This is a genomic window from uncultured Chloroflexus sp. (assembly GCF_937129525.1).
Lineage (GTDB): Bacteria > Chloroflexota > Chloroflexia > Chloroflexales > Chloroflexaceae > Chloroflexus.
In genome coordinates this window covers 26,095-41,712 of the sequence record NZ_CAKZNK010000082.1, presented here as the reverse complement: position 1 = coordinate 41,712, position 15,618 = coordinate 26,095, and the positions used below count along the sequence as shown (strand labels likewise).

Genomic DNA, 15,618 nt, shown 5'->3' with positions numbered 1-15,618 from the left:
GCAATGCGGTCGTGTCTAAAGAGGAAAGAGCGGCGCAGGGTAAAAGGGGAAAGGGCTGGCCAGCCCCAGCAGGGCAGGGGTGGAAGGGCGTAGCACATCCGGGCACCGCTCGCAAGAACGAGAGCGCTGGCGCGCGCCAGCAGGGCAGGGGAAAGGGGTGAAATGGTGATTCGCCGGACAGATGTCACAGACGCTACCTTTGCGCGGGGAAGGTAGCGTTTCTACAAACGGCTGTTCACGATGCAATGCGATACGATGTGATGTAGAGATACGATGTAGAGACGTTGCAATGCAACGTCTCTACATCCCTCGTGAGGCAGCCGATCACCGCTGCCCGCCCCTCAACCGTCGGGCCGTCTCTGCGCAGCGGTGGCGATTGGCAGCCACAAAACCGATTCTCGTCAACAGGGAGCATGTGGGAACGAAAACTGCGAGACAGGTGTTATTGCATAGCAAGGTGATTCACTGCCAGCATCCAGGGGCGACGCGAGCGCCACCCCTGATCTTGTCGGCGCTACGCTCAACTAAGAGCCGGATGGCGGCGATGCTGGAAGATGGTATCAACACTGACACCACTATGAATGCGCTGAATCACTTCGGCGATCAGCGTGCTTACAGAGAGGATGGTCAAACCGGGCCAGCGCTGTTCGGGGGCAACGGGGAGGGTATCGGTCACCACCAGCTCGCGGATTGAACTGGCTCGCAATCGTTCGATAGCATTGCCAGCAAAGACCGGATGGACGCAACAGGCATAGATCTCACGCGCACCCTCGCGCTCGAGCAACTGCACAACTTCGAGGATGGAACTACCGGTCGCAATCTCATCATCAACGATAACACAACGCTTGCCACGCACATCACCGATCAAATTCAAAATTTCAGGCACGGTCAGCGAACCGTCGCTGCGATCAAAATGTTGCAAACGGCGCTTTTCGGCAATTGCCAGCGGCGCGTTCAACGCCTCGGCAAAATTACGCGCGCGTTTGGCAAAACCGACATCAGGCGAGACCACGATCAGGTCATTCCACCCCTTATCGGAAAAATAGCGCACGAGCAGGTTCATCGCAGTTAGCTCATCCATGGGGATGGAAAAGAAGCCTTGAATCTGGCCAGCGTGCAGATCAATCGTCATCACCTGATGCGCGCCGGCCACCTGGATCATATCGGCCAGCAACCGGGCCGTAATCGGCACACGCGGCTGGTCTTTCTTGTCAGTGCGACCATAGGCATAGTACGGGATAACTGCTGTAATCCGGCCAGCCGATGCCCGCTTGCAGGCATCGAGCATGATCAGCAGCTCCATGATCCGGTCGCTTAGATTGGGCATCGACAGTGATTGGATTACGAAGACATCTTTTTCACGAACACTTTCGTTCAGTTTGACAAAAATATTCTCATTGCTGAATTTCACAATAGTGACATCACCCAGTGGCACGCCAAGGCGCTCGCTGATCGCGCGCGCCAGCAGCGGATTGCCATTACCGGCAAAAATCCGCATCTCATCGAAGCGGCTCCCCATTCCGTTCCTCCTTACCCGGTGAGAGACAGTTCAGAAAACGCCTGCATCAATTGCAAACAATGATAGTACATCAGGTCGAGACAAATGCCATCCGGTTGGCAAACCGTCAACAATATGACCATCCTCATATGCGATGCGCAAAGCACTTAATGCCGGTTGTTGCAGAAATACTGTTAACAGTCGCGCCAGCGAGAGGGTATGCAACTGCGGCACGCGGGTCAAACCGGCGGATTGCGCAAAACTAACTGCCGTATCAGCGCTGAGGAAGGCAAGCAAGATGCGCGGGCGCACAGGTGGTGTAGCCGAGGTCGTTACAGGTGCATCGACTTTCGTTCCGACGCTGGCTGTACGATAAACGTATAGCGTTTGTGGCGGCGGCTGACTATCAGCAATCAGTCGCTCTCGGAATAATTCTAACACATGAGCAATCCGGGAAGGCTCACCTCCGGCCCGTCTTACAGCCGTGGTCAACATGGCCAGATCAACCTGCGCTGTCGCCATAATCACTCCACTGTTCTGGACATTACCGCTTACGGAACATTACAACAGCGAACAGGACTCAGACCGTCTCGGCTAATATGATGTATAGATAGACGCGGACATCACCGGTTCAGAAGCAGGCAAGATGTTTCTCAGAAAAGTGCGTTTATCCCTCGTTGCCTCCGACGTTCTGGCGGGAACAGAGCGATCATGGGCCGTATTCGTCGCGAACGATCCAGATTATATGCTGCCAGCTATGTGAAGCCAGCAGCAGCTCTTGTTGTGCCACCAACACCGGAGGCAGGTATTGGCGCATTCCGCCATAAACCCTGCGCGCGAAACGAAGTTTCAGGCGCACACGTTGGCATAGCCAGTTTTATTGCGAACCTTCTGTCGCGACAGAAGGAACAGGAGTTGGGCGCGGCTGCACCGTCTGCGGACGCGGTTCACCGAAGTATAGCGCCGACCCGAGCAAACCTAATTGCACTTCGTAGGAGGGGTCACTCGCCTCAGGATGCCATTCAAAGCGCGCGCGCTCGAAATACTGCACGCGAAAAGCTCTACCATCAGGTTGCACCTCATCAAACTCGGCGCTGATTGGATACCCAAACGACGTTAAACCGCCATTCTCTTCCCAGTAGCGCAAGAAGCGACCACCAACCGCGAAACCGGTTTCGGGGAAGTACCTCAGATCGGGTCGCGACTCAAAAGGTTCAGGACGCAGAAACGTCCGTCCGGCTACATATTCTACCCCAACCAGACCGATTTGAAATTCGTAGGGGGTGCCGCTCAATTCAGGCCAATACTCGACTCGGGCGCGCTCAAACCATTGCACTTCGCGCCCATCGAGGATCAGGAGCGGGCTGATTGGCAAACCCAATCGGCGCAATCCGCCAAGTTGTTCATAAGCAGCGGCAAAGCGTGGCGCCACATCAACAACCCTGGACGGAGAGTTCACCCCACTCCGATTACCCGGCGCAATCGTGGGCGACTGCAAGATCAGATCGCGCGGAGTGAGGCGGGTTTGCGCCGTACCCGGCAGGCGAAAACCACCGATGCCACCGATGATAAGGGCGAGGATGATCAGGAGCAGCAACACCAGCAATGCTACCATTCCCGACCGCAGGCGATTATTGCGCAGTGGACGCTGACGCAGCGGTCGCGTCTCCACGCCGGATGAAGGGGTGGTTGCCGCCGTTGCCGTCTTCCTACCGCCACCAGCAGTGGATGATGGTTGTCGATCAGAGGGAGGCGAAACGGTACCGCTCATCGATCACTCCTGGATATGAGCGATTATCTCGTCGGCAACTGCGCGCAAATCATCGGTAGTGGCTGAGCCAGGACGCCACAACTTCACCGATCGATCGCCTTCCCAGCGGGGGATGATATGGATATGGAAGTGAAACACAACCTGACCGGCAGCCGCGCCATTATTCTGAATGATATTGAAGCCATCGGGCTGGAGCGCCGTCACGATTGCCCGCGCCACCCGTTGGGTTGTGAGCGCAGTGGCGGCAACCAGCTCTGGCGGGAGATCGAGCAAACCGGGCAATTCTGGTTTGGCAATGACGAGCGTATGACCGCGCGCAGCCGGATTGATGTCAAGAAATGCCAGAGTCAAGTCATCTTCGTACAACTTAAACGCAGGCAATTCCCCACGCACAATACGGGTAAAGACCGATGTCATACCACCTCCGAAGTATCCAATGCCGTCAGATCGTCCTGAGTACCAGCAACCCGGCCAAGCCATGCCAGGGCGATGACACCGAGCAGCACGCCGAACCAGAGCGTGCAAAAACGAATGACAATGGTCGCGGTGGTAGCAGCACTTGCGCTCAATCCTACCAGCGCGAGCAACAGGCCCACACTGCTTACTTCAGACGCGCCCAAACCGCCAGGCAAAAACGAAACCAGACCGAAGAGAGTGCTGGCGGCAAAGATGAAGGTTGCCTGCAACAACAGCAACCACGACGGTTCACTACCAACTCCCATCAGCACAAAAAAGAAGGCGAGGCATTCGAAACCCCACGAGATGAAACTGATGAGGGTCGAAACCAGCAAGATGCGCCAGTGTAACAATTGGGCAGTCGTGGTATAGATTGTCTCAAGGCGCGGCGCAATCCGCGTACCGAGCGGCAGACGGGCAATGAGTCGGATGGTCGCAAAGGCCAGATCGCGGCGCTGCGCAATCACAATCCCGGCAACGGTCAGCACGACCAGCACAACGAAGAACGGTCGCGCCGGCGGATAGAGCGTCAGCCCCAGACCCATCAAGAGCAACATCGCGATGCCGTCGGTGATCCGTTCGGCCAGCACAATCGGCGCTGAGCGTGTAATCGGGGTAGCGTTACGCTGGCGCAAGAGAAATGATTTAAGAACTTCACCCATCTTGCCCGGCGTGACCGACATCACCAGACCGGCGGTGAAGATCAAGCCGCTGGTCGCGTGACTGATATTGCGATCAAGGCGCAAGTAGCGCAGGTAATAGTCCCACTTTAGCCAGCGTAACCAGTAGTTGATCACGGTGCCGATCAAGATCAGCGGCAATAGTCGCCAGTCAAAAGTGAGAAGGTCATTGCCAACAGCGCGCAAATCGCTGAAGAGGCTGATCACGATCACCACGGCCAGGCCGATTGCCAGTGATGTGAGAATCGATTTGCGCAAGCCGGCGCGCAGTGAAGTTGTGGGTTTTGGCTGTTCCATAACGACTTCAATTATAGCATAGTGGCGTAGTAACTATGCCCAATCCTTGCGGGGCCCGCTTCCAGGGTCGAAACCTGCGCTGTGCAGGCCCACAGCCTGCATGTTGATCGCGGCATTGAGATCACAGTTGATTACAAGACCGTAGACAGGACACTGATGAACGCACAACACTATTATCCAACGGCTACAGGGTTGCGACATTCCGCGTAAGACAATCTCGATTCTGGAGCGAGTCAAGGTTGATTCCAGCTTTGTGAAAGACGCAGCGCGCGACAAACCAACCCGATCCACGCAGAGAGCGCCAGGGTCATTGCATTGTAACAAAGCCTTGCATCACACAACTGCCAGTGATCAGCTACAATACCCTCAGATGTGATAGCCGCTTGCGAGGAAGACCAATGCCTGCCCGTTTCATACTCTTCTGTCTGGTTGCGCTCGCAATCAATCTGATACCGCCATCTCCGATCTACGCCAGAACGACGAATGATGTGATCGTCAAATTGACTGATCCCCAACATCTCGCTACGCTCACGCAGATGCTGCGAGTGCAGCACATCAGCCTGATTGGCGACCATACGTACCTGATGCGTTTACCTGCCGGCAGTTCAGCCGAACAATTCAGCCGAGCGGCGCAACGTCTGAGTGGCGTCATCTACGCGGTACCTGACTACGAACGCACTCTTGCGTACACTCCAAATGATACGCTGCGCGAACAACAATGGGCGCTGGGCACGATTGGCGCTTACGAAGCCTGGAATATTACCACCGGCGGTTCAATTGTGATTGCGGTGATTGATACCGGCATCGATGCCGGTCATCCTGAGCTGAGTGGGCGAATTCTGAGCGGTTTCAACGCGATTACAGGCAACACCGATACCACCGACGACAACGGGCACGGCACGGCAGTCGCCGGGCTGATTGCCGCTGCCGGCGATAATGGCATCGGTATTAGCGGAATCTGCTGGGGATGCATGATTTTGCCGGTGAAAGCCTGCTTCCGCAACGGTCGCTGTCGCGACTCGAGCGTGATCAGCGCTATCCGATGGGCTACCGATAACGGCGCGCGCATTATCAACCTTAGTCTGGGCGGCACGATTAATTCACCCGCGTTGCAAGACGCTGTGCGCTATGCGACGGAACGCGGCGTGTTGATCATCGCTGCCAGCGGTAACGAACGAACCGAAGGCAATGGGCCGAGTTATCCGGCGGCCTATCCCGAGACGGTGGCAGTTGGCGCTACCGGTTATAGCGATGAAGTCACCAGCTTTTCCAATACTGGACCGTATCTCGATCTGGTTGCGCCGGGAGTCGATATTGTCACCACTTTGCCGGGCAGCAATTACGCTATCGCTAACGGCACATCTTTCGCCAGTCCGCTGGTGGCTGGCGCTGCCGCGCTGGTCATGACAGTACGACCCGATCTGAGCAGTCATGACATTCGCTGTATCCTGTCCATTTCTGCCGATGATCGCGGCGCGCCGGGGCACGACGACGAGTACGGTTACGGGCGCTTGAATGTTTTCGCGGCAGCGCAGACCGCAATGACCTACGGCGGTTGTCCGCTTGGCGCGCCCAATTCGACTGCGCAGACTAACTTCGATCCCTTTGCGCGGGTCGCTCCGCCGGCTGATGGTCGCCTGTATTTCCCGGAAACCGGTCATACCCTGGGCGGCGGCTTTCGCGCTTATTGGGAACGAAATGGCGGCCTGCCGATCTTTGGTTTTCCAATCAGCGAAGAGTTTACTGAGATTGGCAGCGATGGTCGCCCCGTGACCGTGCAATACTTTGAGCGGCATCGCTTCGAGTGGCGACCAGAATTTGCGCCGCCATACAACGTACTCCTTTCGCGGATGGGCGATGATCTGTTGCGCCGACAGGGACGCGATTGGAATACGTTCGAGCGCACCGGCCCGCAACCTGGTTGTCTCTATTTCAGCGAAACGAATCAGGCGCTGTGCGAGCCGTTTTTGAGTTACTGGCAGCGTAATGGGCTGGAATTTGACGGTCGATCTGGCAAGAGTTATGCCGAGAGTCTGGCCTTGTTTGGGTTGCCCCTCTCGCCGCCGCAGCTTGAAGAGACGCGACCGGGTACGGTGGTGGTTGTGCAGTGGTTTGAGCGAGCGCGGTTTGAACTGCATCCTGATGGTCGGATTTTGCTAGGATTGCTCGGCAATGAGCTGGTTGGGCGGTAGGCGATAGGCGATAGCCGATAGCTGATAGGCGATAGGCGATAGCCCATCAGCTCGCAAACACACAGCAATTACGCCCATTCCGCTTGGCAGCGTACAACGCGCGATCAGCCTCTTCAATCAAATCACACACATCGGCCATCGTCTCAGTCAGGATCGCGCCGCCGATACTGATCGTTACCGGCTGGTACGGCCAGGCTGCCTGCTGCACAATCCGGCGGAGCCGTTCGGCCAGTACTTGCGAGCCTCCGTGGCTGGTGGCCGGCAAAATGACAGCAAACTCCTCACCGCCGTATCGAGCCAGTACATCGTATGTGCGACAACCCTCATTCAACAGTTTGGCCACAACGCGCAAAGTTTCATCACCGGCAAGGTGACCGAAGGTGTCATTGAACTGCTTGAACCTATCGACATCGATCAGCAGCAGCGCCAGCGGTGTCTGGTAGCGTCGGGCTCGCCCAAACTCTTCGCGCAACCGTTGATCGAAGCCGCGTCGATTGTGCAGCCCGGTGAGCGGATCGGTCAATGATTGCTGGCGGGTCTCGATGAGCTGCAATTCTAACTGCTGTAGATGGGCGTAGAGCGCCTGATATTCCCGGTCTTGTTGCAGTACACGCTGCTCTAAGCGCAGGATATTGCGGCGTAACTCGAATTGAACGATAACCTGGCGTGATAGCGCGCGCAACATCTCGAGCTGTTCGGCAGAAAGCTGGCGTGGTTGGCGATCGATGACACAGACGGTACCCAATGCCAGACCGCTGGGAGTCACCAGGGGAGCGCCGGCGTAGAAGCGAATATGCGGGTCGCCGGCGACGAACGGGTTGGTTGCAAACCGGGGGTCGCTGGTAGCATCAGGAATAACCATAACCTCATCCGGGTGGTTGATCGCAAATGCGCACATCGCGAGGTTGCGATCAACATCGCCAGCGGCGAAGCCGAGCTGCGCTTTCGACCATTGTCGGTTGTGGTCAATCAGGTTGACCAGCGCAATTGGGGTCTGGCAGATATAGGCAGCCAGGCGAACAATATCATCGTAGAACTGCTCGGGCAGCGTGTCGATGATCTGGTAGTCGGCAAGTTCGCGTAGCCGTTCCGGTTCGTTTGGTGGAATCGGCGCCTGAATCAATGCGTTACCTGATGTGTGAGAGGGCTGCACATCATTGCTCGACGACTGGTCTGGTTGGAAGTGGCAGCTACGGCGTGTCATATATATATCTTACACTAAATGCGGCACGCATGTACAGAGCCATATGCAAAGAAACAAATTGCTCCTGTGTTATAATCCTTTCCATTCATGGCACAGGCTTCGATGAGAGGCAACAATGCGGTTGCAAAAACGTTATCTCGGTCTGATACTGATCGGATTGATCGGATTGTTAGGATTAAGCGCTGGTGGAGGGTTCCTCTGGCTGCGCCGGTCGTTGCCACAGACGAGTGGCGAGATTCAAGTGACAGGAATTAACGCGCCGGTCACGATCACGCGCGACCGCGATGGGGTCACGCATATCAGTGCCACTACTGAAACCGATGCCGCTTTCGGGATGGGTTTTGCGCACGCCCAGGATCGGCTCTGGCAGATGGAGGTGCAGCGAAGGATCGGGCATGCTCGTCTATCGGAGGTATTTGGCGAGACAACGTCGCGCACTGACATGTTTCTCCGCGCGCTGGGCGTTGCCCGCGCAGCTCGTAACGCGCTGGAACGACTCGATAGAGAGACGGTCGCCATACTCGAGGCGTATGCGGCTGGAGTGAATGCATTTCTGGCTACCAATCCACCCCTTCCCGTCGAGTTTTTGATTCTGGGAGTGCAGCCAGAACCGTGGCAACCGGTAGATTCGCTGGTTTGGGCCAAGATGATGGCGTGGGATCTCGGTGACAACTGGCGCGATGAGATTACGCGCGCGCTGTTGAGCGCTAAGATTGGTCAGGAAGATGCTAATTTTCTGATGCAGACGTATACAGTCGATGGGCCGTTGATTCTGCCGGAGGGTGTGACCACAACTACGCCATCCGGCAACGATATTGCGCCCATTCAGCCGGTTACAGCTCAGTCAATGCTTGAAATCTGGGCGACGATCGAGCAGACGCTCGGACTCGATGATCTGCTTGCCGGCTCGAATAACTGGGTGATCGGTGGTTCTCGCACGGCAAGCGGCAAACCACTGCTTGTCAACGATCCGCACCTGGCCAATCGGATTCCCTCGATCTGGTATCTGGCGCATATCCAGGGTGGTCGGATCCATGCCATCGGCGCAACGTTGCCTGGCTTGCCGGTCATCGTGATCGGTCATAACGAACGGATTGCCTGGGGAGTGACGAATACCGGTCCAGATGTGCAGGATCTCTTTGTAGAACGGATTGACGCGCAGAATTTTGTCGAATACAACGGACAGCGCGAGCCGGTCACTCTGATCAGCGAGGTGATCAAGGTCAAAGACTCTGATCCGATCACGATGACGGTGCGCGTGACCCGCCACGGCCCGATTATCAGCGATGTGCAAAGCGATCTGCCTGACAACCTTGCTTTCCGCTGGACTGCGCTCGACGATGAAGATCCAACCATCCGCGCATTCATCAACATCAACCGGGCGCAGAATTGGGATGAGTTTGTGGCAGCGCTGCGCGACTATAAGGCGCCGATGCAGAATTTTGTCTACGCCGATGTCGATGGCAATATCGGCTACTACGCACCGGGGGCAGTACCGATCCGGCGAAATGGCGATGGACGGTTGCCGGTTCCGGGATGGACTGACGAATACGAATGGGTTGGTTACATTCCATTTGAACAGCTACCGCATATCTATAACCCGCCCAAAGACTATGTAGCCACGGCCAACAATCGGGTGGTCGATAATGAGTACCCTTACCTGCTGAGCACTTCGTGGGCAGCGCCGTTCCGCGCCCAGCGCATTATCGAGCTGATCGAGCAGGGCAACCGGTTTACTGTAGACGATATGCGCGCCATGCTGGGTGATGTTGTATCGGTGCAGGCGCGCGAGCTGTTGCCGATCCTGAGCAATGTCACACCGGCAGGAGCGCGCGAAGAGACGGCGCTGGCGCTCTTGCGCGGATGGGATGGCGCGATGCGCGGGGAGAGCGCGGCGGCTGCGGTCTATCAGAGCTACTATCTTGCCACGCTCGAAGCGGTATTTGGCGATGAGTTGGGCGATCTATTCACCAGCATCTATCGGAACCGGCACGACTTTCAGGCGCTGGCAATCCGTGCTGTGCTGCTAGAGGGACATCAAGAGTGGTGTGATAATGTGCATACGATTGATGTCAGGGAAGATTGCCCCACAACGTTAGCCAGCGCATTGGTGAAGGGTCTCGATGCGATGGCAGCGGCGCAAAATGAGAGTGATCCCGCGCGCTGGCGCTGGGATCGAGTTCATCAGGCGGTCTTTCCTCACAACCCCTTCAGTCAGGTAGGGCTACTCCAGGGTTTCTTCGAGCGACGCATTTCCAACGGCGGCGACTCCTTCACAGTGAACTTTGCGCCGGTGCGCGTCGCCGAGCCATATCTGCAATACAATGCGCCGTCATACCGCCAAATCATCGATCTGAGTGACTGGAACGGATCGCGATTTATGCATACTACCGGCCAGTCGGGGAATGTGCTTAGCCCGCGTTACAGTGATTATCTTGAACGCTGGCAGCGGGTAGAGGACATTCCAATGCAGTTTAGCGGTGAGATTGAGGGTGAGCGACTGGTGTTGCGGAATGGCAGGTAACGATTCCGCGCTCAGATGACGAAGACAGGGGCACGGCATGCCGTGCCCCTGGGGGTGAAAGGCGTACCCTGAACTGATCGATAGTGATTGCCGTTACGGCTGGCCAAGTGTCACGATCAGAAGAGGGCGATTTTGGGCATTCCAATCGCCGGTGCGACTGGAAACGAAATATTTCCCGCTGTGATAGGCGCTATCAGCGGAATAGAGCGCGAGGCGCAGCGGCTGGCCGGCAGCATAGGCGCGCGCGACACCGCGGGTGACATCGATCTCACGTTTGGGCAGATTGTTCCAGTCAGGGAGGCTGGTCATCACTCCGACCCAGCCGGAACCAATATTCTCGCGCGCGAGTGGCGCATTATTCCAGGTAAGCGCATTGGGATCCCAATCTTCGCCGACAATCATCGCCTGAATCAGCGAAGGTTGGGCCTCGGTCGGTTCTGCATTTCCCATCTGACTTAAGATGAGTTTCGCTGATACCACTACGCGCCCGGCAGGCAAACTGGTGAGGGGAAAGGTGAGGTAGTATTTGGCAAAACATGGCCAGTCGGCAATATCAGACTGGTTTTGGACGCTGACATCAGCTTTGTCAGGCGGTTGCGACCAGTTGCCCCACCGATCCCAGAAATTTCCATCGGCATTGCACATATTGGTATCCTGACCACCAACACCAGCATCGGCGACGGTGATACCGTTGAGGCCATGACGGATGCGAAACTCTTGCGTGGCGCTCACAGCAGGTGGAGTGTAGACCGGGAGACCGAAATTGAGCGTTGCCCATGTTGCCGGCGCGTCAGGATTCAGGGTCGGTGGCCATTGCTGATTGGCGATTGGGGTACCGGAGGCATCATCGCGATCGTGCAGGATCATGGCGATCCGCCAGCGCGTGCCGTCAGGCGGTCGCTGCGAAAGGCCGAGACTAGAGAACGGTATGCGCAAGGTCATCGCCCACCCCCGATCTTCGGTGTCGTTATTGTCGTTCAGGCGGTCGCCGCGCCAACCGGGGATGGATGTGAAGGCAATATTGGCCGCCGACCATGCGCCGCCATTCCCGCGTTGGCTTAATTGATAGGCGGCGTTCGGGGAAGGGTCGCCACGAAACTGGGCCACGAAGCGATAACTGCTGGCACTGAGCGACTGATCGGTACCGGTATCGATCAGCAATGTGGCAGCGTCCCAGGCAGTGAGATCGGCGCTAGACGGCGTCGTGTCATACCAGAGCTGGCGATCAAAGCTGGCCAGATAGAGATACAGTTCGCTATTGTTGAAGGCGATGCGCACATCGGTATAGTTGGTGGAGCGACTGAGCTGACCAAACCAGAAGATGGCCATCTCAGCGAAACGATCGTCAAGATTGGTATTCGGAAAATAGGGCACATTGACCAGATACTGCGGCTCGGCTGTCGGCGCAAATATGGCCGGCAACCACTGGCGGAAAGGTGGATTGTTGGCCGTTGTCAGGGAAAAGGTGCAGAGTAGAACGAGCGTGATCAGGACAGCGGGTGACAAAGTGCGACGCATCAGGGAATACCCTCCTCGTGAAGCCGGTTGAGCAGCGATCACGGCAATCGCTGCCCCCACCGCGCAACCACCCTGGGATGTAGTTGCTGCTACGTCTCTTCGACGTAGATAATTTTACTGCCCTGGGGTTCGAATTGCATGGGCACATAGCGCAACTCGGGTAAAGCGGCGCGAATCGCTTCGTGTTGATCTTCGAGGGCATAGAGGAGCAAAAACCCGCCGCCACCGGCGCCGAGAATCTTGCCGCCGACAGCGCCGGCGGCGCGCGCGCGCGCGTACCATTCATCGATTAGAGGGTTGGTAATGCCGCTGGCCAGTTCGCGCTTGCGCAGCCAGCCTTCGTGTAAAATCTCGCCAAACGCATCGAGATCATCGTTTTGCAGCGCGACCCGCAAATCGTGAGCCAGCGCCGCCATGCGACGCAGATGCTGGCGACGGTTGTCATCGCGTTCCGTGTTTTCACGCTGTTCGCGCAGGAGATCGTTGGTTTTGCGCGTGATACCTGTATAGAGCATTATGAGCCGACGCTGAAGACGCTGCTTCGTCTCTGGCCGACAGATGATTGGATCAACAAACACCGTTTCATCAGGATTAAACTGAATAAATTGTAGTCCGCCAAATGCGGCAATGTACTGATCTTGTTTCCCAATCGGCGCGCCGCAACGCTCAATTTCGATATAGCAAGCTTCGCGCGCCAGTCGCTCGGCGCCGACAAAGCGACCGGTGAAGGCGTAGAGGGCATTGAGCAGGCCAACAGTGTACGTGCTGGAGGAACCGAGGCCGGTACCCTGAGATGGAATGTCGGAAATCGAGGTGATCTCGATAGCGTGCTGACGATTGACCAGCCGCAATGCCTCGCGGATCAGTTGATGCTTGAGATCATCGACGCGATCAACAATTTCCGTGATCGAATAGCTGGCGCGAATCTGATGATCGAACTTCTCATTTACCGTGATGTAGATATATTTGTTGATAGCAGTGCTGACTACCGCGCCCGGTTCGTGGCGATAGAAAGCCGGTAGATCGGTGCCGCCGCCGGTAAAACTGATGCGCAATGGTGTCCTGGAAATAATCATACCCTGTCTCCTGTGACTGCAATTCGTTCAATGGTAACGCATAATCGGCACATTACCAGAGCAAAATGACAAGATTGTCACAATTCATTCCTAACCCTGTTAGCAGATCTTCAGCAAAACGATGTACTGTAACCCTGTCGTAGCCTGCCACCTGCTTACTATGTCTCCATCTGCTTGCAGCGCTAGGGGAGGGGTCTCATGCGCGCTGTCTTTCTCGACCGCGATGGCGTTATTAATCACAATCGCCCTGATCATGTAAAAAACTGGGAAGAGTTTCAATTTCTGCCGGGAGCTTTGACAGCGTTACGTCTCCTCAGTCAGACCGGCTATCGCATCTTTATTATCACGAATCAGGCTGCGGTAGGGCGAGGATTGATTTCCATTGCCACCCTTGAACAGATTCACGCGCGCTTGCGCGCGATCGCCGCTTATCACGGCGCGCAGATCGAAGATATTCGGTATTGCCCGCATCGACCGGAAGAACAGTGTCGTTGTCGCAAACCGCAACCGGGTATGCTGGAGGACCTGGCGGCAAGGTATCGGATCGACTGTCGCCAGGCGTATCTTGTTGGTGACGCGCTGAGTGACATCGCTGCCGGCAAGCAGATGGGATGTCAGACCATCCTTGTTAAGAGCGGACGCGGCACCGACGAACTACGCAAGCCGGAATTGCGACGCTATCAGCCAGATCATATTGCGTCCGATCTGCTTGACGCAGCGCGCTGGATACTGGTTGAAGAGACGACGCGCGCGCCGACTGTGGCCTTGCCGCTGGCAGCAGGCACACTGATGGCACCCCAATGACCAGAGGAACGTATGGAACGCTATGTATACCTTGCCGTTCGTTATATCCTGGCGATCGGACTTGCAATTGGGCTGAGTGGCTGTAGCATTGGTTCACTGGTCGGCGCGCCGACACCCGAACCCTGGACGCCACCACCAACGCCTGAGCCAACTGCGGTCGCGGTTGTGCCGACACCAACCGAACCGGCTGTTGTTGAACGAACGGTGGCCGTTGCGGTCGGAACTTTCGCCGATCGCCGCGAGTTGAGCGGCCAGGTGACTCCGGTGTTGGAGCGTGGTCTGGCATTTCGTCAGAGTGGGGTACTGCGGAACCTGTACGTTGAAGTTGGCGCGCAGGTTCAGACCGGTCAGTTGCTGGCCGAGATCGATCTTGGCACACTCGAAGATCAACTGCGCCAGGCGAAGATCAATGCCGAACAGGATCGGCGGACGATTGAGCAGGCGACAGCGCGCGCGCAAATTGAGGTGCGCGCGGCTGAAGTGGCGCTGGAGTCAGCCCGTGATCGGCTAGCCGAACTCACAGCACCGGCCTCGCCGACCGAGATCGCAGAAGCGCGCGCCGCATTGCAACGAGCGGAGGCGGCGCTGGCCCGCGCGCGCAATGACGCCTCGGCAGTAAAGACACGGGCCGAACGGACCCTGGCCGACCGGGTCGCCGAATTGCAGCGGGTTCAGGAGGCTTACGGTAATGCCCGCGCCCGACTGGAGGTAGAAGACACCCCCGAAGTTCGCGCGCTGGTTGATCGATTATCGGTGGAATTGCGCGCTGCCGAGAGCGCCGTGGCGCTGGCTCAAATCGAACTCGACACGGCGCGCGGCAACGAGATTGCGGCGGTGCAGGCCGCCGAAGCCGATGTTACGCTGGCCCGCACCCGGCTTGAGCGTCTGCTCAATGGCCCCGATCCATTTGAAGTTGCGGCTGCTCAGCGAGCGGTGCAGCAGGCACAGATACAGCTTGATGCCGCGCGACAGCGCACCGCGCCCGATCCGTTGCTGGTTAAGAGCCTGGCAGCTTCCGAACTGGCAATTAAGTCGATTGAGCGTCAGATCGAAGATCGGCGCATTTACGCGCCGTTTGATGGCTCGATTACCGCTATCGAAGCGCTGGTGGGGTTTCCGGTAGAGGCCGAAGTGCCGGTCTTGCGACTGATGGATAACTCGGGCCTCCAGGTCACCGTCAGCGGCCTGAGTAGTGATGATCTTCAGCGAATTCCCGATGGCGCAAGGGTTGCGGTGCAGTTTGTGCGTTACCCCGGACGCACCTTCAGTGGCGTTGTTCGCAAAACGATAACGATGGCCAATCCGCTCCAGGGGACGGAATTACAGATTGCCTGCGATTGTGGCGATCTCCCGCTGGTTATTGGCGATCCGGCGCTGGTGACGATTGATTTTGGTCAACGCGAAGGCGCGCGCTGGCTACCACTGGAAGCCATTCGACGCGATGGTGGAACCTACGTGTTGGTGCCAACCGAACAGGGTCCGCAACGAGTTGACGTGCAGATCGGGCTGGTAGCTGATGGCAAAGTTGAGATCATAAGTGGACTGGAAGCGGGCGATCTGGTCATTTTACCCGTCTCTGGTTCAAATTGAGGAGAGAA

General features: G+C 56.9%; 13 protein-coding genes. 4 read left to right on the top strand and 9 right to left on the bottom strand.

Annotation, left to right across the window (positions count from 1 at the left end; all coding sequences use genetic code 11):
- The 6 genes from Q0650_RS10325 to Q0650_RS10300 all read right to left on the bottom strand — a co-directional run.
- Positions 1-188 (bottom strand): hypothetical protein (locus Q0650_RS10325; RefSeq protein WP_298818640.1); only part of this gene is annotated, 188 nt, incomplete at its 3' end.
- A 332-nt stretch (positions 189-520) separates the two neighbouring features.
- Positions 521-1,519, bottom strand: a complete 999-nt coding sequence (locus Q0650_RS10320) for a ribose-phosphate pyrophosphokinase (RefSeq protein WP_298818638.1) — start codon at positions 1,517-1,519, stop codon at positions 521-523.
- A gap of 30 nt (positions 1,520-1,549) precedes the next feature.
- Positions 1,550-2,020, bottom strand: coding sequence for a hypothetical protein (locus Q0650_RS10315; RefSeq protein ID WP_298818636.1), 471 nt, complete (start codon positions 2,018-2,020; stop codon positions 1,550-1,552).
- Positions 2,021-2,375: 355 nt separating this feature from the next.
- The gene (locus Q0650_RS10310; protein ID WP_298818634.1) at positions 2,376-3,269 is read right to left on the bottom strand and encodes a hypothetical protein; all 894 of its coding nucleotides are present in this window, start codon (positions 3,267-3,269) and stop codon (positions 2,376-2,378) included.
- 3 nt (positions 3,270-3,272) lie between these two features.
- Positions 3,273-3,686, bottom strand: a complete 414-nt coding sequence (locus tag Q0650_RS10305; protein ID WP_298818632.1) for an HIT family protein — start codon at positions 3,684-3,686, stop codon at positions 3,273-3,275.
- Positions 3,683-4,702 (bottom strand): lysylphosphatidylglycerol synthase transmembrane domain-containing protein, encoded by a 1,020-nt coding sequence (locus Q0650_RS10300; RefSeq protein ID WP_298818631.1) that lies wholly within the window; start codon positions 4,700-4,702, stop codon positions 3,683-3,685. Before Q0650_RS10300 ends, Q0650_RS10305 begins: the two co-directional genes overlap by 4 nt.
- Positions 4,703-5,100: 398 nt before the next feature.
- Here Q0650_RS10300 and Q0650_RS10295 point away from each other — a divergent pair, with 398 nt between their 5' ends.
- Positions 5,101-6,894, top strand: a complete 1,794-nt coding sequence (locus Q0650_RS10295; RefSeq protein WP_298818629.1) for a S8 family peptidase — start codon at positions 5,101-5,103, stop codon at positions 6,892-6,894.
- A gap of 46 nt (positions 6,895-6,940) precedes the next feature.
- Here the strand turns inward: Q0650_RS10295 and Q0650_RS10290 are convergent, their stop codons facing one another.
- Positions 6,941-8,098: a sensor domain-containing diguanylate cyclase gene (locus Q0650_RS10290; RefSeq protein ID WP_298818627.1), complete on the bottom strand. Its 1,158-nt coding sequence runs from the start codon at positions 8,096-8,098 to the stop codon at positions 6,941-6,943.
- A 115-nt stretch (positions 8,099-8,213) separates the two neighbouring features.
- Between Q0650_RS10290 and Q0650_RS10285 the strand changes: the two genes are divergently transcribed.
- On the top strand, positions 8,214-10,622 hold the full coding sequence (locus Q0650_RS10285) for a penicillin acylase family protein (protein WP_298818625.1): 2,409 nt from the start codon (positions 8,214-8,216) through the stop codon (positions 10,620-10,622).
- A 93-nt stretch (positions 10,623-10,715) separates the two neighbouring features.
- Here the strand turns inward: Q0650_RS10285 and Q0650_RS10280 are convergent, their stop codons facing one another.
- Together Q0650_RS10280 and Q0650_RS10275 are read right to left on the bottom strand one after the other, a co-directional pair.
- Positions 10,716-12,140, bottom strand: coding sequence for a DNRLRE domain-containing protein (locus Q0650_RS10280; protein ID WP_298818623.1), 1,425 nt, complete (start codon positions 12,138-12,140; stop codon positions 10,716-10,718).
- Between the two features lie 89 nt (positions 12,141-12,229).
- Entirely contained in the window at positions 12,230-13,216 is a 987-nt protein-coding gene (locus Q0650_RS10275) for a GHMP kinase (RefSeq protein ID WP_298818621.1), read from the bottom strand.
- Positions 13,217-13,414: 198 nt separating this feature from the next.
- Between Q0650_RS10275 and gmhB the strand changes: the two genes are divergently transcribed.
- On the top strand, positions 13,415-14,020 hold the full coding sequence (gene gmhB, locus Q0650_RS10270) for a D-glycero-beta-D-manno-heptose 1,7-bisphosphate 7-phosphatase (RefSeq protein ID WP_298818619.1): 606 nt from the start codon (positions 13,415-13,417) through the stop codon (positions 14,018-14,020).
- 12 nt (positions 14,021-14,032) lie between these two features.
- On the top strand, positions 14,033-15,610 hold the full coding sequence (locus Q0650_RS10265) for a biotin/lipoyl-binding protein (RefSeq protein ID WP_298818617.1): 1,578 nt from the start codon (positions 14,033-14,035) through the stop codon (positions 15,608-15,610).
- The last annotated feature ends 8 nt before the right edge of the window (positions 15,611-15,618 follow it).